26 protein-coding genes are annotated in these 26,033 nt (G+C 48.2%); 8 read left to right on the top strand and 18 right to left on the bottom strand.

Annotated features, from left to right (window positions below; all coding sequences use genetic code 11):
* Positions 1-4: 4 nt before the first annotated feature.
* Complete coding sequence (locus tag EXY25_RS05125) at positions 5-901, top strand: transporter substrate-binding domain-containing protein (RefSeq protein ID WP_130565932.1); 897 nt, start codon at positions 5-7, stop codon at positions 899-901.
* Complete coding sequence (locus EXY25_RS05120) at positions 891-1,373, top strand: YcgN family cysteine cluster protein (protein WP_130565931.1); 483 nt, start codon at positions 891-893, stop codon at positions 1,371-1,373. The genes EXY25_RS05125 and EXY25_RS05120 overlap by 11 nt, the downstream gene beginning before the upstream one ends.
* Positions 1,374-1,423: 50 nt before the next feature.
* On the opposite strand, the gene dsbB is transcribed toward EXY25_RS05120, so the two are convergent.
* Entirely contained in the window at positions 1,424-1,945 is a 522-nt protein-coding gene (gene dsbB, locus EXY25_RS05115) for a disulfide bond formation protein DsbB (RefSeq protein WP_114337877.1), read from the bottom strand.
* Between the two features lie 163 nt (positions 1,946-2,108).
* A complete protein-coding gene (gene nhaB / locus EXY25_RS05110; protein WP_114337878.1) occupies positions 2,109-3,698 on the bottom strand; it encodes a sodium/proton antiporter NhaB in 1,590 nt (529 codons plus the stop codon).
* 284 nt (positions 3,699-3,982) lie between these two features.
* Between nhaB and fadR the strand changes: the two genes are divergently transcribed.
* Positions 3,983-4,702, top strand: a complete 720-nt coding sequence (gene fadR / locus EXY25_RS05105; protein WP_114337879.1) for a fatty acid metabolism transcriptional regulator FadR — start codon at positions 3,983-3,985, stop codon at positions 4,700-4,702.
* 51 nt (positions 4,703-4,753) lie between these two features.
* Here the strand turns inward: fadR and EXY25_RS05100 are convergent, their stop codons facing one another.
* From EXY25_RS05100 to sodB, 4 genes are all read right to left on the bottom strand, one after another.
* Entirely contained in the window at positions 4,754-6,298 is a 1,545-nt protein-coding gene (locus EXY25_RS05100; RefSeq protein ID WP_114337880.1) for a SpoVR family protein, read from the bottom strand.
* A 9-nt stretch (positions 6,299-6,307) separates the two neighbouring features.
* Entirely contained in the window at positions 6,308-7,573 is a 1,266-nt protein-coding gene (locus tag EXY25_RS05095; protein WP_130565930.1) for a YeaH/YhbH family protein, read from the bottom strand.
* Between the two features lie 18 nt (positions 7,574-7,591).
* Positions 7,592-9,526 carry a PrkA family serine protein kinase gene (locus EXY25_RS05090; RefSeq protein ID WP_114337882.1) on the bottom strand — a complete coding sequence of 645 codons (1,935 nt, stop codon included), beginning with the start codon at positions 9,524-9,526 and terminating at the stop codon, positions 7,592-7,594.
* 194 nt (positions 9,527-9,720) lie between these two features.
* Positions 9,721-10,302, bottom strand: a complete 582-nt coding sequence (sodB, locus tag EXY25_RS05085) for a superoxide dismutase [Fe] (protein WP_114337883.1) — start codon at positions 10,300-10,302, stop codon at positions 9,721-9,723.
* 210 nt (positions 10,303-10,512) lie between these two features.
* On the opposite strand from sodB, the gene EXY25_RS05080 reads away from it, so the two are divergent.
* On the top strand, positions 10,513-10,857 hold the full coding sequence (locus EXY25_RS05080) for a Grx4 family monothiol glutaredoxin (RefSeq protein ID WP_114337884.1): 345 nt from the start codon (positions 10,513-10,515) through the stop codon (positions 10,855-10,857).
* A 293-nt stretch (positions 10,858-11,150) separates the two neighbouring features.
* Here the strand turns inward: EXY25_RS05080 and EXY25_RS05075 are convergent, their stop codons facing one another.
* The gene (locus tag EXY25_RS05075) at positions 11,151-11,573 is read right to left on the bottom strand and encodes a 3-phosphoshikimate 1-carboxyvinyltransferase (protein WP_114337885.1); all 423 of its coding nucleotides are present in this window, start codon (positions 11,571-11,573) and stop codon (positions 11,151-11,153) included.
* Positions 11,573-12,892, bottom strand: coding sequence for a Na+/H+ antiporter family protein (locus EXY25_RS05070; protein WP_130565929.1), 1,320 nt, complete (start codon positions 12,890-12,892; stop codon positions 11,573-11,575). The genes EXY25_RS05075 and EXY25_RS05070 overlap by 1 nt, the downstream gene beginning before the upstream one ends.
* Before the next feature lie 247 nt (positions 12,893-13,139).
* On the opposite strand from EXY25_RS05070, the gene EXY25_RS05065 reads away from it, so the two are divergent.
* Positions 13,140-13,745: a peroxiredoxin gene (locus EXY25_RS05065; RefSeq protein ID WP_114337887.1), complete on the top strand. Its 606-nt coding sequence runs from the start codon at positions 13,140-13,142 to the stop codon at positions 13,743-13,745.
* A 71-nt stretch (positions 13,746-13,816) separates the two neighbouring features.
* Here EXY25_RS05065 and rnt read toward each other — a convergent pair whose 3' ends face one another.
* Positions 13,817-14,476, bottom strand: a complete 660-nt coding sequence (rnt, locus tag EXY25_RS05060) for a ribonuclease T (protein WP_114337888.1) — start codon at positions 14,474-14,476, stop codon at positions 13,817-13,819.
* 152 nt (positions 14,477-14,628) lie between these two features.
* Between rnt and EXY25_RS05055 the strand changes: the two genes are divergently transcribed.
* Positions 14,629-15,495, top strand: a complete 867-nt coding sequence (locus tag EXY25_RS05055) for a flagellar protein MotY (RefSeq protein ID WP_114337889.1) — start codon at positions 14,629-14,631, stop codon at positions 15,493-15,495.
* 83 nt (positions 15,496-15,578) lie between these two features.
* On the opposite strand, the gene EXY25_RS05050 is transcribed toward EXY25_RS05055, so the two are convergent.
* The 9 genes from EXY25_RS05050 to rsxA all read right to left on the bottom strand — a co-directional run bounded on the left by EXY25_RS05050 (position 15,579) and on the right by rsxA (position 23,895).
* On the bottom strand, positions 15,579-16,634 hold the full coding sequence (locus tag EXY25_RS05050; protein ID WP_114337890.1) for a S1C family serine protease: 1,056 nt from the start codon (positions 16,632-16,634) through the stop codon (positions 15,579-15,581).
* On the bottom strand, positions 16,634-17,041 hold the full coding sequence (gene gloA / locus EXY25_RS05045) for a lactoylglutathione lyase (protein ID WP_114337891.1): 408 nt from the start codon (positions 17,039-17,041) through the stop codon (positions 16,634-16,636). The genes EXY25_RS05050 and gloA overlap by 1 nt, the downstream gene beginning before the upstream one ends.
* Before the next feature lie 401 nt (positions 17,042-17,442).
* The gene (nth, locus tag EXY25_RS05040) at positions 17,443-18,078 is read right to left on the bottom strand and encodes an endonuclease III (protein ID WP_114337892.1); all 636 of its coding nucleotides are present in this window, start codon (positions 18,076-18,078) and stop codon (positions 17,443-17,445) included.
* Positions 18,075-18,782, bottom strand: coding sequence for an electron transport complex subunit E (locus EXY25_RS05035; RefSeq protein ID WP_130565928.1), 708 nt, complete (start codon positions 18,780-18,782; stop codon positions 18,075-18,077). The genes nth and EXY25_RS05035 overlap by 4 nt, the downstream gene beginning before the upstream one ends.
* Positions 18,779-19,417, bottom strand: coding sequence for an electron transport complex subunit RsxG (rsxG, locus tag EXY25_RS05030; RefSeq protein WP_130565927.1), 639 nt, complete (start codon positions 19,415-19,417; stop codon positions 18,779-18,781). The genes EXY25_RS05035 and rsxG overlap by 4 nt, the downstream gene beginning before the upstream one ends.
* A complete protein-coding gene (rsxD, locus tag EXY25_RS05025) occupies positions 19,414-20,478 on the bottom strand; it encodes an electron transport complex subunit RsxD (RefSeq protein ID WP_114337895.1) in 1,065 nt (354 codons plus the stop codon). Before rsxD ends, rsxG begins: the two co-directional genes overlap by 4 nt.
* A 3-nt stretch (positions 20,479-20,481) precedes the next feature.
* Positions 20,482-22,743, bottom strand: coding sequence for an electron transport complex subunit RsxC (rsxC, locus tag EXY25_RS05020; RefSeq protein ID WP_130565926.1), 2,262 nt, complete (start codon positions 22,741-22,743; stop codon positions 20,482-20,484).
* A 2-nt stretch (positions 22,744-22,745) separates the two neighbouring features.
* Positions 22,746-23,303 (bottom strand): electron transport complex subunit RsxB, encoded by a 558-nt coding sequence (gene rsxB, locus EXY25_RS05015; RefSeq protein ID WP_114337897.1) that lies wholly within the window; start codon positions 23,301-23,303, stop codon positions 22,746-22,748.
* A 10-nt stretch (positions 23,304-23,313) separates the two neighbouring features.
* Positions 23,314-23,895, bottom strand: a complete 582-nt coding sequence (rsxA, locus tag EXY25_RS05010; RefSeq protein ID WP_114337898.1) for an electron transport complex subunit RsxA — start codon at positions 23,893-23,895, stop codon at positions 23,314-23,316.
* 191 nt (positions 23,896-24,086) lie between these two features.
* Between rsxA and EXY25_RS05005 the strand changes: the two genes are divergently transcribed.
* Both EXY25_RS05005 and EXY25_RS05000 read left to right on the top strand, forming a co-directional pair.
* A complete protein-coding gene (locus EXY25_RS05005) occupies positions 24,087-25,022 on the top strand; it encodes a DMT family transporter (protein WP_130565925.1) in 936 nt (311 codons plus the stop codon).
* A gap of 52 nt (positions 25,023-25,074) precedes the next feature.
* The gene (locus tag EXY25_RS05000) at positions 25,075-25,995 is read left to right on the top strand and encodes a Gfo/Idh/MocA family oxidoreductase (RefSeq protein WP_114337900.1); all 921 of its coding nucleotides are present in this window, start codon (positions 25,075-25,077) and stop codon (positions 25,993-25,995) included.
* The last annotated feature ends 38 nt before the right edge of the window (positions 25,996-26,033 follow it).

Below are 26,033 nucleotides of genomic sequence, written 5' to 3'. Positions count from 1 at the left end.
TTATATGTTAAAACGCCTTGTTACTCGCTGGGTTGCCGCTGTCAGCGTCGTCTATCTTTCTATGGTTTGTGGGGTCGTATCCGCAGCTGAGCCGGTGAATGTTTGGGTCGATTTCGCTGTCAGTGATTTTGATGGTACCGATGAAACACGCTGGCATTCGACAGAGTATGCGCTGTTGCGGATTTTGCTGCCGGAGTGGCGCAAGCAAACAGAGGTCGAGTTACTGCAAAGTAATACGGGCCGAGCAATAGCGCAGATTAGAGAGCAAAGGGCAGGCTGCGTTAGTAACCTTCTGTTAACCCCTAAACGTGCTGAAGAGCTCTATTTTAGTGAGCCGTTTTCGCTCTATTTTGGTCTGAAACTGTATTACTTGAGCAATAATGAAAAGGTTAAAGCTGAACTTGCTCATATTTCATCGCGCAGGGCTGTCAGCTTGGCTGATATATTAGGCGCAGACTCCGCTGGAAGACTTGGCGTCGTGTCTGGCCGAGCTTATGGTGCAGAGATTGATGCGATCATTAAGCAGCCGGAGATGCGCTATAAACTCTATGTGCGAGGCGCTAATGATATGGCTGAAGGCTTGCTGGATATGTTGTCTCAAGGGCGGGTTGATTATGTGCTGGAGTATCCGGAAGTGGTCGATCACTACGTCGCGGAGCATGAGTTGGTGCTATCCAGTGTGAGTTTGAAAGAGAGCAATGAGATGACGACCGGGCACCTGGCCTGTGCTAAAACGGCGCAAGGGCAGAGAGCCATTGAGCAATTCAATCAGGTATTAGCTGATCTGGTCGTGCAACCTGCTTACTTAGATGCCCACCTTGCTGGATTACCTGAAAGTTTGCAGAAGGTGTTTAGACAGCGTTTTAAGCAGACATTCCTGGAGTCATCAAATGGCCGTTAAGACACTATTTTGGCGTCACAAGACTCTAGCGCAGATGACAGAGCAAGAGTGGGAATCTCTTTGTGATGGTTGCGGAAAGTGTTGTTTGCATAAGGTGATTGACGATGACACGGATGAGCTCTATTTCACCGAGATAGCTTGTCGCCTTTTGGACAGTCACAGCTGTGCTTGCTCTAACTATGCCGATCGCTTCTCGCAAGTAGATGACTGTGTGAAAGTCACTTTGGATGATATTGAGTCTTTTCATTGGTTGCCTCCGACCTGTGCTTATCGTCGCTTGGCGGAAGGTCAAGATCTGCCTAAATGGCATCCATTGATTACCGGTACCTCTGAAACGATGCATCAATTAGGTCACTCGGTGCGAGGTAAAACGGTACTAGAAGAAGACGCCGGACCAACGCTAGCGGAGCATATTGTTTGGTGGCCGTTGGATGAAGAGGGTAACGGTAGCACCGTTGTGGAGGAAGATTAATCTAGGGTGGCTAAGCAGATAGCCACCCAGATTGACGCACGTGATTTCTATTACGCTTTCTTTAGCTTACTGATTCCCCAACAGGCGATCACAGCGAACAAAAGTCCAAGGTAGACAATAAAGCTGACCACAAGCCATTGTGGCATCGACCAGCCTAAGAATGACCAAGCTATTTCTCCGCAATCACCTGTCGCCTCAAAGAAGATTGGTAGCAATTTATGCAGTTGCAGCCACTCTGGAAAGTTCGGTTCAAAATCACAAGTATGGAAAGGGGACGGATAGAGCTGCAGTTGTACATGCTCCCATGCCAGTATTAATCCCCACCCGGCAGAGACTAACCAACCACAAAACCCGAGCAACCTAAGCCATAAGAGTTGTGGTGAGATAGCCGTGATAAGCCCAGTCAGCATGATCCCAAGCATAGCCACGCGTTCGTAAATACACATGATACACGGAGCTAAGTCCATGCCATATTGAAAGAACAGCGCACAGAGCTCAAGTGCTAATGCTGAGCCTCCTAGCAACAACCACGGCCAGCGTTGCGTTGGCCAATTGCCGATTTGTGTGATCACGTTGATTCCTTGATAACAGAGGTGAATGGAGCAAAGCGTCGATTTTACTCCGCTTACAGGCTTCGCCAAGTCATTGACATCAATATTTACAAAGAACTGGAGAAAACGCACAAAAAAGCCCAGCGGCGTTGCTGGGCTTTTAGCTTCTAGTATATGGCGCCAGCTAGTGAGCGGGTGCCGCAGCCGCAGCTGCTGGTTCTACGATATGATGGATCCAGCCTGTGTCATAAAGCAGTTGGGTGGCAGGCTCCAGTATAAAGAGCGTGGCTGCTAGGCTGACTGACAGCATGACGATGGTATAGGGGAGAGCCATCCATACCATACGACCATATGACAGGCGCAGTAAAGGTGCTAAAGCCGATGTTAATAAAAACAGGAATGCCGCCTGGCCATTTGGTGTGGCAACGCTTGGCAGGTTGGTGCCTGTATTGACGGCGACAGCGAGCAGATCGAATTGGTCGCGGCTGATGCTGCCATTATTCAACGCCGCATACATCTCTTCGATATAGACGGTGCCGACGAAGACGTTATCTGACACCATGGAAAGAATGCCGTTCGCCAAGAATACTCGCCATAATTGGCCGTGCCCCTCAAATGAAAGTACCCATTGGGTAACTGGCGCAAACAGGTCTTGCTCAATGATCACGGCAACAATCGCAAAGAATACCGATAGCAGCGCGGTAAATGGCAGCGCTTCTTCAAACGCCTTGCCCAACTGATGCTCTTCAATCACACCTGTGGCTGACGTTGCTAAAACGATCACGCTCAAACCAATCAGGCCAACGTCGGCGAGGTGTAATGCTAAGCCAACGATCAGCCAGAGAGCGATAATCCCTTGCACGATCAAGTTGGCAACGTCGCGCTTGGTGCGACGTTCGGTAGAGTACTTCTCAAAGTCGGACAAGATTGTGCGCACGGCGTCTGGCAATTTTGCGCCGTAGCCAAATACTTTGAATTTTTCTAATAGTAGGCAAGTCGCTAACCCAAACAGCAAGGTTGGAAATGAGATCGGTGCGACGCGGATGGCAAAGTTAACAAAATCCCAGCCCGCTCGGTCGCCGATAATCAGGTTTTGTGGTTCTCCGACCAAGGTACATACGCCTCCTAGTGCGGTACCAACCGCTGCATGCATCATCAAGCTGCGTAAGAAGCTACGGAACTGCTCCAAGTCATCACGGGTCAGATCATGCAGATTCTCATCGGCAGTATGATCATGACTGTGGTGGAACTCTTTGCCTGAAGCCACCTTGTGATAAATGCTATAGAAACCCGTTGCGACGGCGATGACCACGGCGATTACGGTTAACGCATCAAGAAACGCTGATAAAAATGCAGCAGCAAAACAAAATGCCAGAGAGAGCATCGCTTTTGAGCGAATTTTAATGAGTAGTTTGGTGAAGAAAAAGAGCAGTAGCTCCTTCATAAAATAGATGCCAGCGACCATAAAGATCAGTAGCAAGAGCACTTCGATATTGGCTGAAATTTCGTGCATTACCATGTGCGGAGATGTCATGCCAAGGGCGACGGCTTCTAGCGCCAGCAATCCCCCCGGTTGCAGTGGGTAACATTTGAGAGCCATTGCCAGAGTAAAAATAAACTCGATAATGAGTAACCAGCCAGCAGTAAATGGGCTGATGTAAAAGACAATTGGATTGATAAGCAGAAACAGTAGAATGGTTATTTTAAACCAATCAGGGGCTTGACCCAGAAAGTTCCTTAAAAAGGCCTCTCCTAAAGTCTTGGTTTGTGGCATGGAGTGCTCCCAGGTACGCTAGATTTTTGTTGGCAAAAATGCCTTTATAAAATTTTCGGCTATTGTACCTATTTCTAACCGTTTTCCTACGCGGATATGCACCAAAACTGACACATTTCAGTGATTATTTATGTCGGTTAACGTGAATGTTTAGCAGCGAGTTTAGTCAAAGTGTGAGTAACTTTTCACTTTTATAGTGCTTATCTTGCTTGTTGCTGGAAAATAGCATCTGGTATGATGAGTTTCTTATACTGTTAACAGTTTTGCCCGCGACAGGACGCTAAATGATAATTAAAGCCCAGAGCCCAGCCGGATTTGCCGAAGAGTATATCGTCGATTCAATCTGGAACAATCGTTTCCCCCCCGGCTCGATACTGCCAGCGGAAAGAGAACTTTCTGAATTAATCGGCGTAACGAGAACGACGCTGCGTGAAGTATTGCAACGGCTGGCACGCGATGGTTGGTTAACTATTCAGCATGGCAAGCCGACTCGAGTGAATAACTTTTGGGAAACGTCGGGTCTGAATATCCTCGAAACCATTGCTCGATTGAATCAAGACGGGATCCCTGAGCTGGTTGATCATCTGTTATCAGCAAGAACTAACATCAGTAGTATCTATATTCGAGCTGCGCTGAAGAACAATTCGGATAAAGTGGTCGAAATAATCAAGGATGCGGGGAATATTCCCGATGATCCAGCCGCCTGCGCGGAGTTTGATTATCAGGTAAACCATGCGTTGGCGTTCGCCTCCAACAACCCTATCTATGTGTTGACCTTGAATGGTTTTAAAGGGCTTTATTCGCGGATCGGCGCTTACTACTTCTCATTGCCTGAATCACGCGAATTGCTAGCTAAGTTTTATGCTGAGATCCAAGGGTTAGCTGAGCAGGGCAAATATGATGAAGCGATCAGTTTAGTTCGTCGTTTTGGTTATGAAAGCGCGAAACTATGGCAGCGGCTGCGGGACGATGTTCCTAGTGATATCGTTGATATTGCGCGCTAATCACACTGAATAGCGGTCAAAAAGGGGCTAGTGATAGCCCTTTTTTGTTGGCTAAATGGCGTTGGCCGGATCGCTTTCTTCGCTAACCTGCTCCGGGCAGCGGCCAATGAGCTCAACGCTCTCATCAGCCTTTTCCATCTCTAGCTTTATCTCAAACCCCCACAGTCGGTGCAGATGCTTCAGTACTTCAGGGTAGCTTTTGTCTAAAGGGATTTGCTGGTGCGGCGTGTATCTCAACGTGAGTGAGCGGTCGCCTCTCAAATCAACGTCATAGACTTGAATGTTAGGCTCGCGTTGGCTGAGGTTATATTGTGCAGCGAGTAGCTCTCTGATCTGTTGGTAGCCGGCATCATTGTGTATCCAGCCAATCTCTAAGAAATTGTGCTTTTCGATATCAAGAAGCGAGAACAGCTTAAATTCCCTAATGAGACGAGGTGATAAAAACTGGGCAATGAAACTTTCATCTTTAAAGTTTTCCATGGCAAAGTGCACTGTTTTCAGCCAATCACTACCGGCAATGTCAGGAAACCAGCGACGGTCTTCTTCGTCTGGTGTTTCGCAGATACGGCGAAGGTCGCGGAACATGGCAAAGCCCAATGCATATGGGTTAATGCCTGAGTAATAGGGGCTGTTGTAGGAGGGTTGCGCGACGACGTTGGTGTGGGAGTGTAAAAACTCGAACATAAATTTATCGGTTAGCTTGCCTTCGTCGTAAAGGTGATTTAGCAGGGTGTAATGCCAGAAACAAGCCCACCCTTCATTCATTACTTGGGTCTGTTTTTGTGGGTAAAAGTACTGCGATATTTTACGTACGATCCGGATCACTTCCCGCTGCCAGGATTCAAGTAACGGCGCATTCTTTTCGATAAAGTAGAGTAAATTTTCCTGCGGCTCAGATGGGAAGCGTTCCGGCTGCTCAATGACGTCGATAGCCTGCTTGGGCAGCGTTCGCCAAAGGTCGTTAACCTGTGATTGCAGATACTCTTCGCGCGCCTTTTGCCGTTTCTTCTCTTCTGCTAGAGAGGTTTCTGCCGGACGTTTGTAACGGTCAACGCCCTGATTCATTAAGGCATGGCAAGAGTCGATAATCGCTTCCACTTCGCTGGTGCCGTAGCGTTGTTCACAGTCGGCGATATAGTTTTTGGCGAAGACCAGATAGTCGATAATCGAGGAAGCATCAGTCCAGGTTTTGAACAGATAGTTATTTTTGAAAAAGCTATTGTGGCCATAGCAGGCATGGGCCATCACTAGCGCCTGCATGGTCATGGTGTTCTCTTCCATTAGATAGGAAATACAAGGATTAGAATTGATCACAATCTCGTAAGCCAAGCCCATTTGGCCGCGTTTATATGTTTGTTCGGTCTGAATAAAGCGTTTGCCAAATGACCAGTGTGTGTAGCCGATTGGCATACCGACACTGGCATAAGCATCCATCATCTGCTCAGCAGTGATTACTTCGATCTGATTAGGGTAGGTATTTAATCCGTAGTGCTTTGCTACCCGATCAATTTCATCTTCATATTGTTGTAATAGTTTAAACGTCCAATCAGGCCCATCACTGAGCGGCTTAGAGTGTTTTTTTCTTGGTGCCGCCATTGTCGCCTCCTATGCCGCTTGACGGCGAAATAGCTCTCTGAAAACAGGGTAGATATCTTCGACCGTTTTGATACGTTGCATGGCGAAAGAGTCATAGGTCGCCACCAGTTTTTCATATTCGTGCCAAAGGGTTTGATGAGGTCGATGGGTGATCTCGATATAGGTGTAATAACGAAGTAAGGGTAAAAGGTTGTTACTCAAGATATCAGAGCATTGAGGGCTGTCGTCCGCCCAGTTGTCACCATCAGAGGCTTGCGCCGCATAGATGTTCCATTGATCAGGAGGATAACGATCCGCAATGATCTCCTGCATCAATTTGAGGGCACTGGAGACTATGGTGCCGCCGGTTTCCTGACTATAGAAAAACTCATGTTCATCGACCTCTTTGGCTTGTGTGTGGTGGCGGATATAGACGACGTCGATGTTTTCATAAGTTCGAGTAAGAAATAGGTAGAGCAAAATATAGAAACGCTTGGCCATCTCTTTGGTTGCTTGATCCATGGAACCACTGACGTCCATTAGACAAAACATCACCGCTTTAGACGTAGGCACAGGGCGTTTAACGAAATTATTAAACCGTAAGTCGAAGGTGTCGATGAAAGGCGTTGCAGCAATTTTCTTCTGTAGGCTCTTTATCTGTTGCGCTACTTCTTTAAGTGCAGCTTTATCGACTGGCTCGCTGCCCTCTATGCGTTCAAGCTCTGCTTGTAGCGCCCGTAGTTCTCTCTTCTTGCCTGCATTCATCGCAATACGTCGGGCTAATGATTGGCGTAATGAGCGAACTACATTGATATTGGTTGGTACACCGTCTGAGGTATAACCGGCGCGGTAGGTTTTGTATTCGGTTAACTTATCTAAAGTGTTCTTCTTTAAATTTGGCAGCTCCAAATCTTCAAATAGAAGGTCTAAGTATTCATCTTTGGAGATGCTGAAGACAAATTCGTCTTCACCTTCTCCACTATCGCTTGCTTCACCTTCACCGCTGCCGCCACTGCCCCCTTGAGGGCGCTCTATTCGATCTCTCGGAACAAAGCGATCATTGCCCGGTAGGACTCTTTCTCTATTTCCCCCAGGGCCTTGGCCAAAAATGGGTTCGGATATATCTCGGGTCGGGATACTGACTTTTTCTCCTTTCTCGATATCTGTAACGCCACGTTTAGAAATAGCATCAGACATCGCTTTTTTGATCTGCTGTTTATAGCGTCGTAAAAAGCGCTGTCTGTTGACTGTACTCTTCTTCTTGCTGTTAAGCCGCCGGTCAATAAAATGCGCCATCGGTACCTCCGGGTAGCATTAAGACGACTTGCGTACCCTTAGGTACCATTCCGAAAGAAGATGGACCTGTTTCTGTGTATAGCCTTTCTCCATCATACGGGCGACAAAATCTTGGTGCTTTTTCTGGTCTTCCGCAGACGTTTTGGCATTAAACGAGATAACGGGTAACAGATCTTCAGTATTTGAGAACATTTTTTTCTCAATTACGGTGCGGAGCTTTTCGTAGCTAGTCCATGCTGGGTTTTTGCCGTTGTTATTGGCTTTTGCTCTCAGCACGAAGTTAACTATCTCGTTACGAAAGTCTTTCGGGTTGCTTATCCCAGCCGGTTTTTCTATTTTTTCCAGCTCGGCGTTTAGCGCTGCGCGGTCAAATAGTTGTCCGGTTTCCGGATCTCGATAATCCTGATCTTGGATCCAAAAATCTGCGTAGGTGACGTAGCGGTCAAAAATGTTTTGGCCGTACTCGGAGTAGCTTTCCAGATAAGCGGTTTGGATCTCTTTGCCGATAAATTCGACATATTTCGGTATCAGGTAGCCCTTCAGGTGTTCAAGGTAAAGATCTGCCGATTCTTGAGGGAACTGTTCTCGTTCTATCTGCTGCTCTAAGACATAAAAAAGATGCACGGGATTAGCGGCAACCTCTCCGTGATCAAAATTAAATACCCGTGAGAGGATCTTGAAAGCAAACCGAGTCGACAGCCCGTTCATCCCTTCATCTACGCCAGCAAAATCGCGGTACTCCTGATATGACTTCGCTTTAGGATCTGTATCTTTGAGGCTTTCTCCATCGTATACGCGCATCTTTGAATAGATACTGGAGTTGTCAGGATCTTTGAGCCTTGAAAGTACGCTAAAACGCGACAGTATGTCGAGTGTTCCTGGGGCACAGGGGGCGCCGCTCAGTTCTGAATGTTCAATCAGTTTGTTATAAATCTTAATCTCTTCGGAGACGCGCAGACAGTAAGGCACCTTGACGATATAAACTCGGTCAAGAAAAGCCTCGTTGTTCTTATTGTTGCGAAAACTTTGCCACTCAGATTCATTCGAGTGAGCGAGAATAATCCCTTTGAAGGGCAGGGCAGAGAGGCCCTCGGTTGGGTTGTAATTGCCCTCTTGTGTTGCTGTGAGCAAGGGATGTAATACCTTGATCGGCGCCTTGAACATCTCGACAAATTCCATCAAGCCTTGGTTGGCACGGCAGAGTGCGCCGGAATAGCTGTAGGCGTCAGGGTCATTTTGTGAATAGTGCTCTAGTTGGCGAATGTCTACTTTGCCAACGAGGGAGCTGATGTCTTGATTGTTTTCATCTCCGGGCTCTGTTTTGGCTACGGCGACTTGGTCTAGCACCGAGGGAAAACGCTTAATTACTTTAAATTGGCTGATGTCACCACCGAACTCTCTCAATCGTTTGGCGGCCCACGGTGACATAATGGTACCTAGGTAGCGGGCGGGTATTTTGTACTCTTTTTTAAGGATTGCAGCATCCTCTGCCGGATCAAACAGGCAAAATGGATGGTCGTTAACCGGGCTGCGTTCACCGTTGGCCGACAGTGAATAGATAGGGATTTTCTCCATTAGCTGCTTCAGTTTTTCTGCCAATGAAGATTTACCACCACCTACGGGACCCAATAGGTATAGGATCTGTTTCTGCTCCTCCAGTCCTTGGGCTGCATGTTTGAGATAGGCAACAATCTGTTCTATCGCGTCTTCCATGCCGAAGAATTCAGCAAAAGCGGGGTAACGGGCGACCACACGGTTAGAAAACAGGCGAGACTCGACGGCGTGTTGTGATGTATCGATCATCTCGGGGGTGCCGATGGCCAGCAGCAGCCTTTCAGCGGCTGATGCGTAGGCGCTGCGATCTGATTTACACAGTTCAAGAAACTCTTGTATCGAGTACTCTTCTTCCTGAGCTGCCTCGTAGCGTTGCTGATAATGTTCGAAGATCCCCATCGGAAACTCCTCCATAGTAGGACGCGAGAAGACACGTGCAGTGTCAGGCTGTCACCTTATCTATATATACTAAGAGTAGTCGGTAGCGGATTTACTTGCGGTGAGAAGAAAAAAAGTTAGCTCTTTTTTTGTAAAGCAGATAACAAAACGCCCCGCTAAAGCGAGGCGTTTTGTGACTAAGCTAGAAAATGTGATTAAGCAAAGTTGCTTGTCACGAATTCCCAGTTTACCAGTGCCCAGAATGCTTTCATGTAGTCAGGGCGCAGGTTGCGGTAGTCGATGTAGTAAGCATGTTCCCACAGATCTACCGTCAGCAGAGGAGTTACACCCTCTTCAGTCAGCGGAGTTGCTGCATTAGAAGTGTTCACAATGTCCAGGCTGCCGTCAGCTTTCTTCACCAACCAAGTCCAGCTTGAACCAAAGTTGTTGATTGCGCTGTCAGTGAATTTTGCTTTGAAATCTTCGAAAGAACCGAACGCAGCCGTGATTGCTTCTGCTAATGCGCCAGTAGGTTCGCCGCCGCCATTTGGGCTCAGGCAGTGCCAGTAAAAAGTATGGTTCCAGATTTGCGCAGCGTTGTTAAAAACGCCGCCAGAAGAGGTTTTAACGACATCTTCTAGGCTCTTGCCTTCAAATTCAGTGCCTTCGACTAAACCGTTTAGTTTAACGACGTAGGTGTTGTGGTGTTTACCGTAATGATACTCAAGAGTCTCAGCTGAGATATGAGGTTCTAAAGCGTCTTTTGCGTACGGCAGGGCAGGAAGTTCAAATGCCATCTGTCCTTTTCTCCATGTCGACGAGCCTTTAATTAGGCTCTTAAGGGGTTGGGAATCTCCCAGCATTCTACTCGGTTATGGCAAAGTTTGAAGTAGCTAACGGAAAATTTATCTGAACGCAAAGAAAGGCCTTAGCAATTGTGGGCTGATATTTGCCTCGGTAAACCGTACAATGGGTCGATTAGCTTTGTTTATTGATAGAGAGTAACAATGGATACTGTAGAGCGTATTAAAAAGCAGATTTCTGAAAATCCGATCCTTCTTTACATGAAAGGTTCTCCGAAACTTCCTAGCTGTGGATTTTCATCGCAAGCTTCTCAGGTATTAATGAATTGTGGTGAGAAGTTCGCCTATGTTGATATTCTGCAAAACCCTGAGATCCGCGCGGAACTGCCTAAGTACGCCAACTGGCCAACGTTCCCCCAGCTATGGGTTGACGGTGAGCTTATTGGTGGCTGTGATATCGTCATTGAGATGTTTCAAAAAGGTGAGTTACAGCCGCTGATTAAAGAAACCGCGGATAAGTATCGCGAAGATGCGCCAGCTGCAGAGTAAATGCGCTTTTAATTGGAAAAAAACCGGCATGTTGCCGGTTTTTTTATACGGGTCTGTTGACCTTTCGTGTATGAATTTTGTTCGAATGAAACACGTTTTGAGCAAGAAGTGAGCTAAATAGCTTAGCTATCTAAGAAAGTAGTGAATGACGCAGTTCAGAACGTGTTTCAACGAACCTCTCGGGCAGCATTTGCTGGCGACTTATTGAGGGCTACTCAACTTCACCGCCTCTGCCTCGTCTAAATTGCTGCAAAAATACACAACAAAGGTCAACAGACTTTCGTGATTATTGGTTAACTTTTAAACCAATCCCATAAGCCAAGAGAGTGATTGGGAAGCAGATCTATCCCCAGTGCGGATTTTAAAAGGTAGAGCACCATAAATCCGAGTAATAACCCCCCCATCAGCAACACGGATAGCAGTCCGGCACTGAGCAGATTGTGAATATGCTGCTGCCCCGGACTAAGCTGCCTGCGGTTACGGCCAAACAGCATGACGTAGTAATAACGATGTTTCCAGCCGCGAAATGAACCGCGGATATCAACGGTGTGTTCACCCCAGCCTCGTGAGCCGACAGCCACTTTTAAGTGGATCAACTGCTCTTCAGTAAAACTGTCTTGTACTTTCTGCGGCACTCGCTCAAAAAGTCGCTGGATCACGGGATCATTATGCAACGACCCTTGAAAAGCTTGTTTAGTCGTGCGTTGTTCGCTCATTAAAGCACCATGGCAGCTAACCAGCCGAAGCCAAGCAGTGGCAGGTTGTAGTGAATGAAAGTTGGAACGACGGTGTCCCAGATATGGTCATGTTGACCATCAACATTTAGGCCTGATGTGGGACCCAGGGTTGAGTCTGAAGCGGGAGAGCCTGCATCTCCGAGGGCGGCGGCAGTACCCACCAAAGCGATGGTTGCCGGTACTGAGAAGCCAAGCGAGATAGCTAGCGGAACATACAGTGTGGCTATGACAGGTATGGTTGAGAACGAACTGCCAATACCCATGGTGATCAATAGGCCAATCACTAACATGGTGATGGCAGCTAAGGCCTTACTTTCACCCATCCAGCCGGAGACCACGGATACTAAGCTTTCAACATCGCCAGTGCCTTTCAAGACTGCGGCGTAGCCGGCGGCGCTGATCATAATGAAGCCTATCATCCCCATCATTTTCACTCCTTGGCTGAATAGCGCTTGAGTGTCGGTGAGTCTAATGCTTCGACCAATCCAAAGAATGATTAGCCCGGTGAGAGAGCCAATGACGATGGATTCAGTTAAGAGTTGTAATACCAAAGCGCCAGCGATTGCTGCTAACGGTACCCACACCTGGCGTGGTTGCTTGTCATGCTGCTCAGGCTCTACTGCTTTTATTGCCGCTTCATCATAGTGGCGCTTTTTCCGATAACTGAACATCGCTAGGCCAAGGCCGATAAACATGCCGCAGGCTGGGAGCAACATGGCTGGCGCAACGGCAGAAGCGTCAATCGCTAGGCCGTTAGTATTAAGGTTAGTCAGTAGGATCTCGTTAAGAAAGATACCGCCAAAGCCTACCGGCAGTAGCATGTATGGGGTGGTTAGACCGAAGGTGATAACGCACGCGACTAAGCGGCGGTCGAGCTTCAATTCGCTCATCAGGTGCAACAGGGGAGGAACAAGAATAGGAATAAAGGCGATATGCACAGGAATGATGTTCTGTGATGATACGGAAACCGCGAGTAGAGCAAACAAGAGTAGGTGCTTGGCCCATAGTTTCTGTTTTTCATGCCCACCACCACCGAGCTTGTTTATCACATGGTCAGCAAGGTAATCAGTAATGCCGCTATTGGAAAGTGCCGCTGCAAATGCCCCCAGCATGGCATAACTGAGTGCAATGCTAGCGCCATTGCCTAAGCCGCCATTAAAGGCTGATAGGGTGTCAGACAATGATAAGCCGCCAATAAGTCCGCCTGCGAGGGCACTGACGATCAAGGCAATAACCACATTGACGCGAAACAGACTTAAGGTGAGGACAAGAAGCACTGACAGAACAACAGCATTCATTTTCTATTCCAGTAATTTACTTGATTGGCTATTCTCCTAAACAGCGCCATGGGATGCCAGTGGAATTTATTTTTCTTTTGGCTATGTTATGTTTCCAGCATGACCAGTTTTTAGGCAAACAGCAGTAATATCCGACTGAAATGCTTGGTTACTTTTCAGTGGAACCGTATAATCGAAAAACTGATCTGAACTGATTACAAAACCGTAGGTCGGATGACCTGACATCATATAAAAATGGAGAAGCGACATGAGTGTACTCGTAGGCCGCCCAGCCCCTGATTTTACCGCACCAGCAGTATTGGCAAATGGCGATATTGTTGACGCATTCAATTTGAAAGAGACGATTGCTGGTAAGCCAGCGGTTATTTTCTTTTATCCATTAGATTTTACCTTCGTTTGTCCTTCTGAGTTGTTGGCATTCGACCACCGTATGGCTGATTTCGAAAAGCGCGGTGTTGTAGTTATCGGTGTTTCTATCGATTCTCACTTCACTCATAACGCATGGCGTAACACACCAGTAGATCAGGGCGGTATTGGCCCGGTTAAATATCCACTGGTTGCTGATATCACTCATTCAATCTGTCAGGCATATGACGTTGAGCACCCTGAAGCAGGTGTTGCTTTCCGTGGTTCATTCCTGATCGATAAGAATGGCGATGTTCGTCATCAGGTAGTTAACGATCTGCCGTTGGGCCGTAATGTTGATGAGATGCTGCGTATGATTGATGCACTGCAGTTCCATGAAGATCACGGTGAAGTTTGCCCTGCAGGTTGGACTGAAGGTGATAAAGGCATGGATGCAAGCCCTGAAGGTGTTGCAGCGTACCTGTCTGAGAACGCAGATAAACTGTAAATCACTCCGGTGACAAAAAAGGCTGCCTTATGGCAGCCTTTTTTATTTAAGTTGTTACGCCTTAACGTCAATTACTCAGCGTCGCCCGTTTCTTCATCAACATCTACCACTGGCCACCCGCCCAGAGACTGCCAACGATTAATGATCGAGCAGAATAGTTCAGCTGTTCGTATCGTGTCATATTCGGCACTGTGTGCTTTGCTACTGTCAAAATCGATTTGCGCCGCTTTGCAGGCTTTTTGCAGCACGGTTTGACCATAAGCAATACCAGCCGCGGTTGCGGTATCAAAAGTGGCAAACGGGTGGAATGGGTTACGTTTGATATTACAACGTGCCACGGCCGCATTGAGAAAGGCGTTATCAAACGCTGCGTTGTGGGCAACCACGATTGAGCGGTGACATTCCGCCGCTTTTTGGCTTTTCCTAACTAGTTTGAAAATCTCTTTTAGCGCTTCACATTCCGCGACTGCATTGCGTTCAGGATCATTCGGATCGATGCCGGTAAAAGCTAAAGAGCTGGGATCCAGATTGGCACCAATAAATGGAGAAACATTAAAGTGGATCTTCTGGTCGGGTGTTAGAAAGCCGTCATCATCCATCTTTAGAGTGACGGCGGCTATCTCAAGCAAAGCGTCGGTTGCGGGGTTGAAGCCCCCAGTTTCGATATCGATAACGACGGGGAAGTAACCACGAAAACGTTGATGTAGCGAACGCTTAACTGTGTCTGACATACAGGCTGATAACCACTTTAGCTGAGAATGGAAAGCGCAACAGTATCGCAAACCCTGACGTTAACATCCAATCCAGATCTTGCTAAAGAAAGCGGCGTTGATGCCGATAACAGGTTAATATGGTGTTGTATACCAAGTTAATTGGGTGAGTTATGCGTTTAAACCTTAGCCTTATTGCGATAGCGCTAATAGTGAGTCAGCAGGCCAATGCTGGCGTGAGAACGTACGCCGCGGGCTTAGAAAATAGCCAATGGGCATTGGCGAGTGATTCGCGGCTTGAATGCCGTCTAGAGCACAAGGTGCCCCATTACGGTGAAGTGAGTTTTAGTAGTAAGGCGAATAAGCTCATCAATTTGAACTTCGATTTGGATATGCGCTTGCAACCGGCCAAGAAAACCCCTGTGGCTTTGCGTTCGGTACCGCCAAGTTGGAAACCTGGATTACCTACTGCGCGCATAGGCAAGACAACCCTTTATCGCCAGTTTGAAGGTCGTGTGGATCAACAAAGTGCTTGGGTTATGTTGCATGAGTTGGAGAAGGGGATGCAGCCCACGCTCTATTACAGCGATTGGAACCAACGCAACGATGAGGTTGCGGTTGGTCTCTCCGCTGTCAATTTCCGTCAGCAATACTATGACTTCCTTAGCTGTGTTGATAATTTGCTGCCATACAGCTTCGATGATATCTCCTATACGGTACTGAATTATCAGTCCAATAGTGACAAATTGAATAAAGAGTCGCAGCGTAAGCTGGAGATGATTGGTGAATACCTGAAGCTTGCACCAACGATCGAGTTAGTGCTGGTTGATGCTTACAGCGATAGTTATGGTGGACGCTGGCACAATGAGCAGCTTTCTATTAAGCGGGCGCAATCGATCAAAGACTACCTTAAAGAGCAGGGGCTTGATGATAAGCGGATCCGTACAGAAGGGCATGGTGAGAAACGTCATATTGCAACCAACGAAACAACGATTGGTAGAAATACTAACCGACGGGTTGTGATCCGTATGAGTCGTTAAGACCGTTCATTTCCGCTCTACTTCCGTAGATAAGCAAAAGCCCCGACATTTCGGGGCTTTTTCGTGTTGTATCGGGCGGGCTATTACTGCTTGGTTTCCATTAGTGTGATGACTTTGCCATCACGCAGAATAGTTAGCACTAAGGGATCTTTTTTCTCCATGGCTTGCATGGTTTCACGCACGTTAAACAGTGACTCTTCGTCACGGATCTCAATGCCATTCACAGCCAGTAATACATCGCCCCCCAGCAACAGGGTTCTGCCCATCACTTTGACTGGTAAGCGTCCTGGTCGTAGGCCGATCAGATCCGTTGGTGAGAAGGGCACGACCTGTTGCACTAACGCGCCATAGCCCTGTGGAATATTCAGTACCCGTGCCAGTTCCGGAGTTAGCGGTAACGCAGTTAAACCAGCATAGGGTAGGGTACCCTCGTCAATAATTGCCTGAACCGTTTGTGTAGCAACAGCAAAGCCTAAGCCTTCGAAGCCACCACTCTGACTCAAAATGCGGCTGACAATACCGATCACCTCACCTTGCATATTAAACATCGGGCCACCTGAGTTGCCTTTGTTTATTGCCGCGTCGGTCTGCAGGAATACCGGGGTGATATTACGAGATACCTTTTCTGGGCCTTCTCTTCTGCCGCTAACATAGCCGACAGAGAGGCTGTGACTGACACCGTAAGGGGCACCGATCACCATGATCCGCTCACCGATCCTGAGGGTTTTTGAATCGCCTATTTTTACCGGTTTAATCCCCTCTGGTACTTTGTCGAGCTTGAGCATCGCGAGATCTGCTTTGTGCTCGATCCAAAGGATTTTGGCGAAACTTATATCACCATTCGTGAAAATGACTTTCACCTCTGTGGCTGTATCGACCACGTGGGCTGCTGTCAGCACCTTGCCTGAATCGGAAATCAGCACACCTGAGCCGAGACCGTTACTACTTGTTCTGTTGCCGGTCTTTTCCGTTTGAATCGCCTTCACATGCAGTTCAACCACACTGTCGTTGACCTTGGCGAAAATATTGGCGACATCGTCTTCACCAGCATTGCTGGCACAGGCGGTAAGTAACATCACAATCGCCATGATGAGCAGAGAGGGCAGCGTGGTGTTTTTTCGTTGTAAAGCGAGTTCCATTAGTTGCCCAACCCTTTTCCGGCGAACTTCTTGTTAATCAACTCGATCTTGTAACCATCTGGATCTTCAACAAATGCAATTTCGGTTGTTCCGCCTTTTACCGGACCTGGCTCTCGGGTGATATTTCCGCCAGCGGTACGGATCTTTTCACAGGCTCCATAAATATCATCCACTTCAATGGCGATATGGCCAAATGCTGAGCCTAAGTCATATTGGTCGGTGCCCCAGTTATAAGTTAGCTCTAAGACTGCACCGCTACGTTCATCACCGTAACCAACAAAGGCGAGGGTGTATTTGTACTCTTCATTGTCAGATTGTCTAATTAGATCCATCTCCAGTACGCCAGTATAGAAATCGATAGAGCGTTGAAGATCACCGACACGAAGCATGGTATGAAGAATGCGCATCTGAAACTCCTGATATCAGCCGTTTCCAAGACAATACAGTTTGGTAATGAAAACGAATTGTTAACTTTAGGTAGCTAAGGATACTCGATATTGTGTTATCTCCCTACCTGAGTCTCGTGTTTATTTCTTGGCTTAAAGTGTGCTGGAAATGCGGGGTGATGATACGGTTCCTAATTATGTGAAGTGAGATTTATCTATACCATTCATTTGGTTGAGGGAAAGTGGTCAGCTGACGAGTGGACTGGCGCTGGGTTATCGGTAATTTCGGGCGTGTAGAGTCATGTGCGTATGAGTTTAACTATCGGGTAGGCTGTAACATTTTGGCGGTGAATTACAAAATTTTAACGACTAATCTTCTCCAGAGGCAGTTGCTAGCAGGTGATTAGCCGTTAGCTCGGCACTTAGATCTCTGTTTTCTCCTTGTATTCACAGAGGTCTTCTATGATACAGCTGCCGCAGCGTGGTTTACGGGCGATACAGGTGTAACGGCCGTGGAGGATCAGCCAATGGTGAACATCAACCTTAAACTCTTTTGGTACGACCTTCAGCAGCTTATTTTCTACTTCCACAACATTTTTACCTTTGGCAAAACCGGTGCGGTTGCTGACTCGGAAAATGTGAGTATCTACGGCAATGGTGGGCCAGCCAAATGCTGTGTTGAGGACAACGTTGGCAGTTTTTCGACCAACCCCCGGCAAGGCTTCCAGTGCATCGCGGTCTTCAGGTACCTCGCCATTATGCAGTGATAACAGCATCTGACAGGCTTTAAAGACATTTTCCGCTTTAGAATTATATAAGCCGATGGTTTTGATATACGCCTTTAGACCATCAACCCCAAGGTCGACAATGGCTTGTGGTGTGTTGGCCACGGGAAACAGCTTGTCGGTGGCTTTATTGACACTGACATCTGTGGCTTGTGCTGATAGCGTGACGGCCACCAGTAACTCAAACGGTGTGGAGAAATTTAATTCTGTTGTCGGCTCCGGGTTATCGTCGCGGAGGCGCACTAAAATTTGTTGGCGTTTATCTTTATTCATGACTGTGTTTGATTCGCTGTGACTCTGGCGCGCTCAGCTTTCATCACTGGCGTGTTCTGTTTTAGGCGTTTTTCGACATGGGCGTCGATAAGGTTCTTCAACGCGATCAATAAGCCCATACCGAGAAATGCGCCAGGTGCCAGGATCGCGAGTAGAAAATGGCTATCGACTTGGAACACTTCAATACGCAACGCATGAGCCCAACTACCGAGCAACATCTCCATGCCGTCAAATAGGGTACCTTGACCAAGGAGCTCCCTTAGACCACCGAGGACGACCAATACCAAGGTGAAACCCACTCCCATCATCAAACCATCCAGTGCTGCCATCGGTACACTGTTTTTTGAGGCGTAAGCCTCGGCTCGGCCAATGATCACGCAGTTGGTAACAATGAGTGGGATAAAGATACCAAGTGATTGGTAAAGTCCGTATGTGTAGGCATTCATTAGCAGTTGAATGCAGGTGACATAGGCGGCAATAATCATCACAAAAACTGGGATCCGTATTTCGCTCGGTACCCAGTTCCTGACGACGGCAACAGAGATATTGGAGCCAACTAACACCAGCAACGTGGCTAGACCTAAGCCCAATCCATTAGTAACAGAGGCGGTTACGGCGAGTAACGGACATAAACCAAGTAACTGCACTAAACCTGGGTTGTTCTTCCACAACCCTTGCCAGATAACCTCTTTGACTTCACTCATGATGGCTCTCCGCAGCGGGTTGCTTGGGTAAACAGGCGTTCACGATTGAGCTGATAGTAGAGCAGTGTATTTCTCACTGCTTTGACTACAGCTCTTGGCGTGATGGTAGCGCCTGTAAACTGGTCGAACTCGCCACCATCCTTCTTCACCTTCCATGCTGGATCCGTTTCATCAACCAGTCTTTGTTGGTCAAAACTCATCACCCATTTACTTTTACGTAATTCGATCTTATCGCCAAGCCCCGGTGTCTCTTTATGGCTAAGCACCCTGACGCCGGCAACTGTACCGTCACTAAGAATACCCACAATGATATCGATAGCGCCGTTGTAGCCATCTGGCGCAGTCGTTTCGATAGCAATGCCGACGGGTTCTTCATTGAAGCGGGCAATAAATGCTCGTTGTTCTGTTTTTCGGCCCAGAAATTGGTGATTAGTGACTTCGATGCACTCTTTATACAGGTCGTTATTGTAGCTGCCTGCAGGAAACAGGTGTTCCAGCGTGGTTATTAGTTGTTGTTGTTCCTGACGTTCGATTTGAGGCGCCGTAAAATGATTGGTTGCGGCGACAAGCGCAGTGGTGACCAGCGCAAACAATGCCAGGATCAGTCCGTTCTTACCGATCGGTAGGAGGTTCATTGCTTGTTCTCCATGCCGTGGCCGTATGTACGTGGCTGGGTATAGTAGTCAATCAAAGGCACGCACATATTCGCTAATAATACGGCAAACGCGAAGCCATCTGGGTAGCCACCGTGTGTTCTGATCAGATAAACCAATACGCCAATTAGGCCGCCATATATCAGTCGCCCTTTGACTGTTGTGCTGGCCGATACAGGGTCGGTTGCTATAAAGAATGCACCGAGCATGGCTGCGCCACTGAACAGATGAAAAATGGGGCTGGCAGTGGTGTCTGGGCTGAGCAGAAAGCTGATAAATGCAGCGCTAAATAGGCCAGCGAGAACGCCTACGGGAATATGCCAACGGATAACGCTTTGCTTTAGCAATAGGCACCCGCCAGCTAAGTAGGCGAGGTTAACCCATTCCCAGCCAACACCTGCAAGCATGCCTTGGGGCTGCCGAGCGAAGCTTTCGCTACTGGTAAATCCTTGTGTCAGGTCGGTTTTAAAACTGTCGAGGGGGGTTGCCGCGGTAACACCGTCGATGCCCGCTAGGATCTGAGCCAGACTATAACCTTCGCTACTGAAACCGGTAAAAATCAGCATCGCGGCATCAATGAAACCATAACCATGTTCGCCGAAACTGGTGACCGGATGCCAGGTCGTCATCTCTAATGGGAAAGAGATTAACAACATCACATAAGCGGCCATCGCCGGATTGAACAGGTTGTAGCCTAAGCCGCCATAAAGCTGCTTCACCATAATGATGGCAAAGGCCGTACCGATAACAACGATCCACCAAGGCGCCAGTGGTGGAATGCTGATCCCGATCAGCAGCCCCGTGAGCATTGCGCTGTGATCAGTCAATGCCGGTGCGGCTGGTCGATGTCTGAGCTTTAGCACCAAGTATTCACTGACTAACGCTGTGCCTATGGCCAACAGCACTTGCCAGATCACCCCGGCGCCAAAAAACCAATATTGTGCAGCTATTCCCGGGATCGTCGCCAGCATGACCCACCGCATCAATGTTGCTGTACGCATCTGTATGCGTTGATGGGGAGAGGCTGCTATTTTGAATGACATGGCTTACTTGTCTCCCGGCGAATCATCGGTTGCTCGTTCACTGCTTGCTGCTTGCTGATTTTTTTGTGCCTCTTGGCGTGCCAGCGCCTTTGCTTTTGCTTTCGCTACAGCGGCGGCAATAGCTGCTTGTTTTGAATTAGGTTCATCTTGTGTTACATCGGAGTTGCTTGGCTCATCAGCTGTGTATTGCGCCTGTTTTTTTGCTTCAGCCTTGGCTTTCGCTCTAGCCACAGCAGCAGCGACGGCGGCTTTTTTTGCTGCTTTGGCGGCGTCGCTATCTTCAATTGCTGCTGCGGTGGCCGTATTTTGTGTACTGTCGGTTTCAGCTATTTGCGCAGCATTGTTGCTTTTTTTAGCCTCCGCTTTTGCTTTCGCCCGCGCCACTGCGGCGGCTACTGCAGCTTTTTTAGCGTCCATAGCCTCGTTAGCGGGGCTAGCGTTGTCGACTACCTCACTATTGCTAGCTACTTCCTTGTTGTCTTGTACCTCTTTTCTGGCTTCAGCTTTGGCTTTTGCTCTGGCGACAGCGGCTGCAACGGTGGTTTTGTTGTTATCCGCAGAATGAGCTGCATCGGTTGTTGCGCTGCTGTCTTTCTGAGTACTCTGCGCTACCTTCTCGGCGCGACGTTGAGCCGCTTGCGCTTTTCGTTGCTCTCGGGCATCGATGGCTTGCTGATTATCAGGGACTAGATTGCCTTGTGCATCGACGCTTGCTTTTGCATCTGCTACTTCCGTTGTTTGCTTTGACTTTACTCTGGCAAGTGCCGCGGCGACGGCGTCTTGTGCACCCTGACGTCCTGCGACGGCGGCTTGTCGTTTGGCGACCGCTTCTCGGTGTTTGGCTTCCCTTGCGAGTTTTTCCTGTTCCAGTCGTTCATTTCTTGCTTCGAAACGTATTCTGGCTTTCTCTGATTTCAGCGCATCCGCGTCATGTTGCCGTAGTTCTGACTTTGCCTTGCGATAATAGTGAACTAAAGGGATCTCGGAAGGGCAAACATAAGCGCAGGCACCACACTCAATGCAGTCAAATAGCTTATATTCCCGCGCTTTCTCCAATTCATGATGACTGCTGTACCAGAACAATTGTTGCGGTAGCAATGACGCTGGACATGCATCTGCGCATTGACCGCAGCGTATACATGGCATCTCCTTGCCAGCCAAGGGCAGCTCATTTTCACTGGGTGCCAGGATGCAGTTACTGATTTTTACTAAGGGGATGTTGGCATGGGGGAGCGTAAAGCCCATCATTGGGCCGCCCATGATTATCCGTCGTCCATGCTTTGATTGGTAATTGGCTTGCTCTAACAGGTGGCGTACCGGCGTACCGAAATGTGCCCAATAATTGCCCGGTTGGCCGACCGCGTCGCCAGTCACGGTGACGACGCGCTCAAGTAGTGGTTCACCATCATAAATGGCCCGTTTGATGGCAAATGTAGTGCCAACGTTGTGCATGACTACACCCGCGTCGTAAGGCAATCCATCCGATGGTACTTCTCTACCTGTAAGCAGTTGTACTAATTGTTTCTCACCACCTGAGGGATATTTGGTGGGGATAGCTCGCACTTCTACATTTAGCGTTGATGTCGCTTCTGTGATGGCGGTAATAGCTTGCTGCTTGTCATCTTCGATACCCACTAATACCAGTTTGGGTCTGAGAATATGAACCAATAGCTCAATACCTAACGCGATTTCCCGTGCATGCTCTCTCATCAGCATGTCATCACAGCTGATGTAGGGCTCACATTCCGCGCCATTGATGATTAGAAACTCAATATCTTCGGGTGCGCCGCTTAGCTTTCTTGCGGCGGGAAAGCCCGCGCCGCCTAAGCCTGCAATACCAGCATCCGCTATATGCTGTATTAGGCGCTTAGCCGGTTGTTGTAACGGGTTGTCGATAGGTGTCTTTGTTACCCATGCCTCATTCCCGTCGGGGCGCATGACCAATGTTGGCTCTGGCAAGGCGGAAGGGTGTGCACTGGGGTAATCGGTGATCGCCTCAACTTTTCCTGAGGTGGGTGCATGGATAGGCAATGCGCCTTGCTCACCCGTGGTGAGTTGCTGACCTTTTTTAACGCTATCGCCAACCGCAACCAAGAGGCGGCCGCCACGACCGATATGCTGCTTTAACGGCAGGTAAAGGTGATCTGGTAGGGGAAAGCGCTTGATAGGATGAGCCGTCGATACCTCTTTGCGTATGGGGGGATGAATACCGCCGGGGAAGTCCCAGAGTTTGCCTTCTTTAACGAGCTCAAAGGTTGTCTCCATACTTACTCCACCACTCGTACAGGAATGGCTTTCAGATCCCATTTCCAATTAGTTGTTGTCTGTTTTATTGGTCGCATCTCAATGCAATCGACAGGGCAGGGTTCTACGCACAGATCGCAGCCTGTGCACTCATCGGCAATAATTGTGTGCATCTGTTTGGCTGCGCCGAGGATCGCGTCGACTGGACAGGCTTGAATACACTTAGTGCAGCCGATACATTCAGCTTCGCGAATGAAAGCAACTTTTTTAACCTCTTCTTCACCATGGGCAGCATCGAGGGGCTTTGCTTCCTTACCAGTCAGATCTGCCAGTTTTTGAATGGTGGCTTCACCGCCCGGTGGGCACTTATTAATATCATCACCGTTGGCGATCGCTTCAGCGTAAGGGCGGCAGCCAGGGTAACCACATTGCCCGCACTGGGTTTGTGGCAATATGGCATCAATCTGCTCGACAATAGGGTCTTGTTCAACTTTGAAGCGCACTGCAGCGAGTCCGAGCAACGCACCAAATATCAAAGCGATAATCACTAAGGCGGTCACGGCTATTAGGATCCCAGTCATCGTCAGTCTCCTAAAACTTAACTAAGCCGCTGAAGCCCATAAAGGCTAACGCCATTAATCCTGCAGTGATCATGGCGATTGAAGCGCCCCGAAATGGCAGAGGAACATCGGCTGCTGCCAATCGTTCACGCATTGCAGCGAATAACACTAGCACCAGGGAAAAGCCTAATGCCGCCCCGAAGCCGTAAACAATGGATTCAATAAAGCCATGGTTTTCATTGATATTAAGTAATGCGACACCGAGCACTGCGCAGTTAGTGGTGATTAAAGGCAAAAAGATACCTAGTAATCGATACAGTAGCGGGCTGGTTTTACGTACAACCATTTCGGTGAACTGCACGACTACAGCGATCACCAGAATAAAGCTCATGGTGCGCAGATACTCTATAGACAACGGAACCAGTAAATACTGGTTGATGAGATAGCTGCAAGTTGATGCGAGGGTCAGAACGAAAGTCGTGGCCAATGACATGCCAATAGCGGTTTCAAGCTTATTGGAAACCCCCATAAAGGGACACAAGCCAAGAAATTTGACTAGGACGAAATTGTTGACCAGTACTGTGCCGACCAATAGCAGCAGGTATTCACTCATGCAGGCGGTGTTACCTTGGCATCTTAATGATTGAAAGTGGGCGTATTATCCGCTTTTGACACGCGCTTAACAACCGCCCCATCGTGGGGTTTTATATTGCTCGTTTTTCAACCTTTGGATGCTAATTTACGCTTTGCCTAAGGTGGCTTTTACTCTAGGATCCGCCAGTCAATTAAGTTTAGGCTATTTTCATGAATCACAGATTACCCTCGTTCGCGTTGATCCTGGCGATGCTGCTTTGGGGGAGCTCGTTTATTGCGTTGAAGTATGCCATTAATGAGATGCATCCTGTATGGGTGATCTTTGGCCGAATGCTGTTAGCAACGTTCTGTTTTGCTTTGGTATTTAAAGTTGTGATGAAGTTTCGTTATCAAGCCGGTGATTGGAAACGCCTCGCCATCATGTCGCTGTGTGAACCTTGCCTCTATTTTGTACTGGAGGGAGAAGCGATGCGTCATACCTCTGCCGGGCAAGCTGGCATGATCACCGCGTTATTACCGCTATTGGTGGCAGTGATGGCTTGGTTTAGTGTCGGTGAACGGGTTAATCGAAATATGATCATCGGCTTTGCTACTGCTATTGCCGGCGTGCTCTGGTTGACTCTGGCGGGAACAGCGGATGCCCATGCGCCCAATGCATTATGGGGCAACTTTCTTGAGTTTCTGGCAATGATATGTGCTGCTATCTATAGCATTAACTTGAAGCACCTTAGCAGTCGCTATCCAGCGTTGACGTTAACGGCTTTTCAAGCCTTCTGTGGGGCGATATTTTTTGCGCCAATGCTATTTTGGGTGCCAATACCAGAGAGTGTAAGCGGTCAAGCGTTGTTGGCTATCGTATATTTAGGCGTGGTGGTGACTTTAGGTGCGTATTTGCTATACAACTACGCGATATCTAAAGTTAAAGTGACCGCCGCAGCAGGCTATGTCAACTTGATCCCCGTGTTTAGCTTGCTGTTTGCTTATTTGCTTTTAGGCGAACGTTTAAATGGCCAACAAATGGTCGCGGCAGGCGTTATTATTTTGGGTGTGGTGATCAGTCAATGGCGCATTAAGGAGAGCGCTGGTGCCGTTGGAAAAGTCATTGAAGATGAAAACAATACTGCGATTGTTGCTGTAAAAGGCTAAGCTAAATCAGAAAGATAGACTTGGTATTCCTGACTGAGCGGTAATTACAAATATGAAAGTAGGCATCATAGGTACGTCTTGGGGTCGAGTACATGTTGGCACCTTTAGAGAGGCTGGACATGAGATCGCTGCCATTATGGGCGTCAGCCCTGAAGGCACGGCACGTGTGGCCAGCGAAGAGGGGATCCCGGTTGCTGCCACTGATGTTAACCAGTTAGATCATTGTGACATTATCGTTGTTGCATCTCCTACCGCGACGCATTTGGGGTATCTCAAACACTTCTCTGACCGCCCCGTGTTGTGTGAAAAGCCGCTATCTGGTGCGCGGATTGAGCCTGGAGCGTTGGCTGGGCTAGGACGCTTTCCCACTTTTGTAAATTATCCGTTTAGTTTTCTACAGACGGCATCTGTGATCAATGAACAGCTCGCTGGTAACGGGCTTGGCCCGTTGTCTCGCGCCATATTATCGGTTGGTAGTCGCTTTCCTATGGAGAAAACCCCGGTGGGTTGGTTCCTCGATATCGTTGCTCATCCGCTCTCCTATTTGATCCATAGCCTTGGTCCATTCACGCTGCTTCACCATCATATTGGTGAGGGGATAAGCAATGTCAGCGTATTGTTGGAAAATGAAGGGTTGATGTTAGATGCCCAGCAATACCGATTGCCAGAAACTGGGATCCAGATACATCTCACTTTGGTGGGTGAGCAGAAGCGTTTAGAGTTAAGTGGTGGCTTTCGTCCGGGGGATAACTGGCGATTTAATCCGGTACTCGTCGATGGTCAAGCGGTAAATGATGGCGAATGGAATGAGAGAGATATCTGGTATAGCGCAAATTGTCGAGTGGTTGAGCAGTTTGTCGATGTGATCAGTGGTCGTTTGAAGCACGTTGACGCGTTAGCGAATGGCTTGTTTGATCTGCCGAAAGCGGCGCAATTGGAGCGTTCATTAGACGGATTACTAGCGCAAGAGTAGCTGAAACCTCGCTACTCTTGCTTTTATCATCTTGGTTG

The organism is Corallincola spongiicola (assembly GCF_004284785.1).
In the GTDB taxonomy this organism is placed as follows: Bacteria; Pseudomonadota; Gammaproteobacteria; order Enterobacterales; family Neiellaceae; genus Corallincola; species Corallincola holothuriorum.
Note: the sequence above shows the minus strand (reverse complement) of the source record. Positions and strands in the feature narration are given on the sequence as shown.

Coding starts and splice junctions, on each gene's coding strand:
- EXY25_RS05125 (WP_130565932.1), top strand. CDS start 5: ATGTTAAAACGCCTTGTTACTCGCTGGGTTGCCGCTGTCAGCGTCGTC.
- EXY25_RS05120 (WP_130565931.1), top strand. CDS start 891: ATGGCCGTTAAGACACTATTTTGGCGTCACAAGACTCTAGCGCAGATG.
- nhaB (WP_114337878.1), bottom strand. CDS start 3,698: ATGCCACAAACCAAGACTTTAGGAGAGGCCTTTTTAAGGAACTTTCTG.
- fadR (WP_114337879.1), top strand. CDS start 3,983: ATGATAATTAAAGCCCAGAGCCCAGCCGGATTTGCCGAAGAGTATATC.
- EXY25_RS05100 (WP_114337880.1), bottom strand. CDS start 6,298: ATGGCGGCACCAAGAAAAAAACACTCTAAGCCGCTCAGTGATGGGCCT.
- EXY25_RS05095 (WP_130565930.1), bottom strand. CDS start 7,573: ATGGCGCATTTTATTGACCGGCGGCTTAACAGCAAGAAGAAGAGTACA.
- EXY25_RS05090 (WP_114337882.1), bottom strand. CDS start 9,526: ATGGGGATCTTCGAACATTATCAGCAACGCTACGAGGCAGCTCAGGAA.
- sodB (WP_114337883.1), bottom strand. CDS start 10,302: ATGGCATTTGAACTTCCTGCCCTGCCGTACGCAAAAGACGCTTTAGAA.
- EXY25_RS05080 (WP_114337884.1), top strand. CDS start 10,513: ATGGATACTGTAGAGCGTATTAAAAAGCAGATTTCTGAAAATCCGATC.
- EXY25_RS05075 (WP_114337885.1), bottom strand. CDS start 11,573: ATGAGCGAACAACGCACGACTAAACAAGCTTTTCAAGGGTCGTTGCAT.
- EXY25_RS05070 (WP_130565929.1), bottom strand. CDS start 12,892: ATGAATGCTGTTGTTCTGTCAGTGCTTCTTGTCCTCACCTTAAGTCTG.
- EXY25_RS05065 (WP_114337887.1), top strand. CDS start 13,140: ATGAGTGTACTCGTAGGCCGCCCAGCCCCTGATTTTACCGCACCAGCA.
- rnt (WP_114337888.1), bottom strand. CDS start 14,476: ATGTCAGACACAGTTAAGCGTTCGCTACATCAACGTTTTCGTGGTTAC.
- EXY25_RS05055 (WP_114337889.1), top strand. CDS start 14,629: ATGCGTTTAAACCTTAGCCTTATTGCGATAGCGCTAATAGTGAGTCAG.
- EXY25_RS05050 (WP_114337890.1), bottom strand. CDS start 16,634: ATGGAACTCGCTTTACAACGAAAAAACACCACGCTGCCCTCTCTGCTC.
- gloA (WP_114337891.1), bottom strand. CDS start 17,041: ATGCGCATTCTTCATACCATGCTTCGTGTCGGTGATCTTCAACGCTCT.
- nth (WP_114337892.1), bottom strand. CDS start 18,078: ATGAATAAAGATAAACGCCAACAAATTTTAGTGCGCCTCCGCGACGAT.
- EXY25_RS05035 (WP_130565928.1), bottom strand. CDS start 18,782: ATGAGTGAAGTCAAAGAGGTTATCTGGCAAGGGTTGTGGAAGAACAAC.
- rsxG (WP_130565927.1), bottom strand. CDS start 19,417: ATGAACCTCCTACCGATCGGTAAGAACGGACTGATCCTGGCATTGTTT.
- rsxD (WP_114337895.1), bottom strand. CDS start 20,478: ATGTCATTCAAAATAGCAGCCTCTCCCCATCAACGCATACAGATGCGT.
- rsxC (WP_130565926.1), bottom strand. CDS start 22,743: ATGGAGACAACCTTTGAGCTCGTTAAAGAAGGCAAACTCTGGGACTTC.
- rsxB (WP_114337897.1), bottom strand. CDS start 23,303: ATGACTGGGATCCTAATAGCCGTGACCGCCTTAGTGATTATCGCTTTG.
- rsxA (WP_114337898.1), bottom strand. CDS start 23,895: ATGAGTGAATACCTGCTGCTATTGGTCGGCACAGTACTGGTCAACAAT.
- EXY25_RS05005 (WP_130565925.1), top strand. CDS start 24,087: ATGAATCACAGATTACCCTCGTTCGCGTTGATCCTGGCGATGCTGCTT.
- EXY25_RS05000 (WP_114337900.1), top strand. CDS start 25,075: ATGAAAGTAGGCATCATAGGTACGTCTTGGGGTCGAGTACATGTTGGC.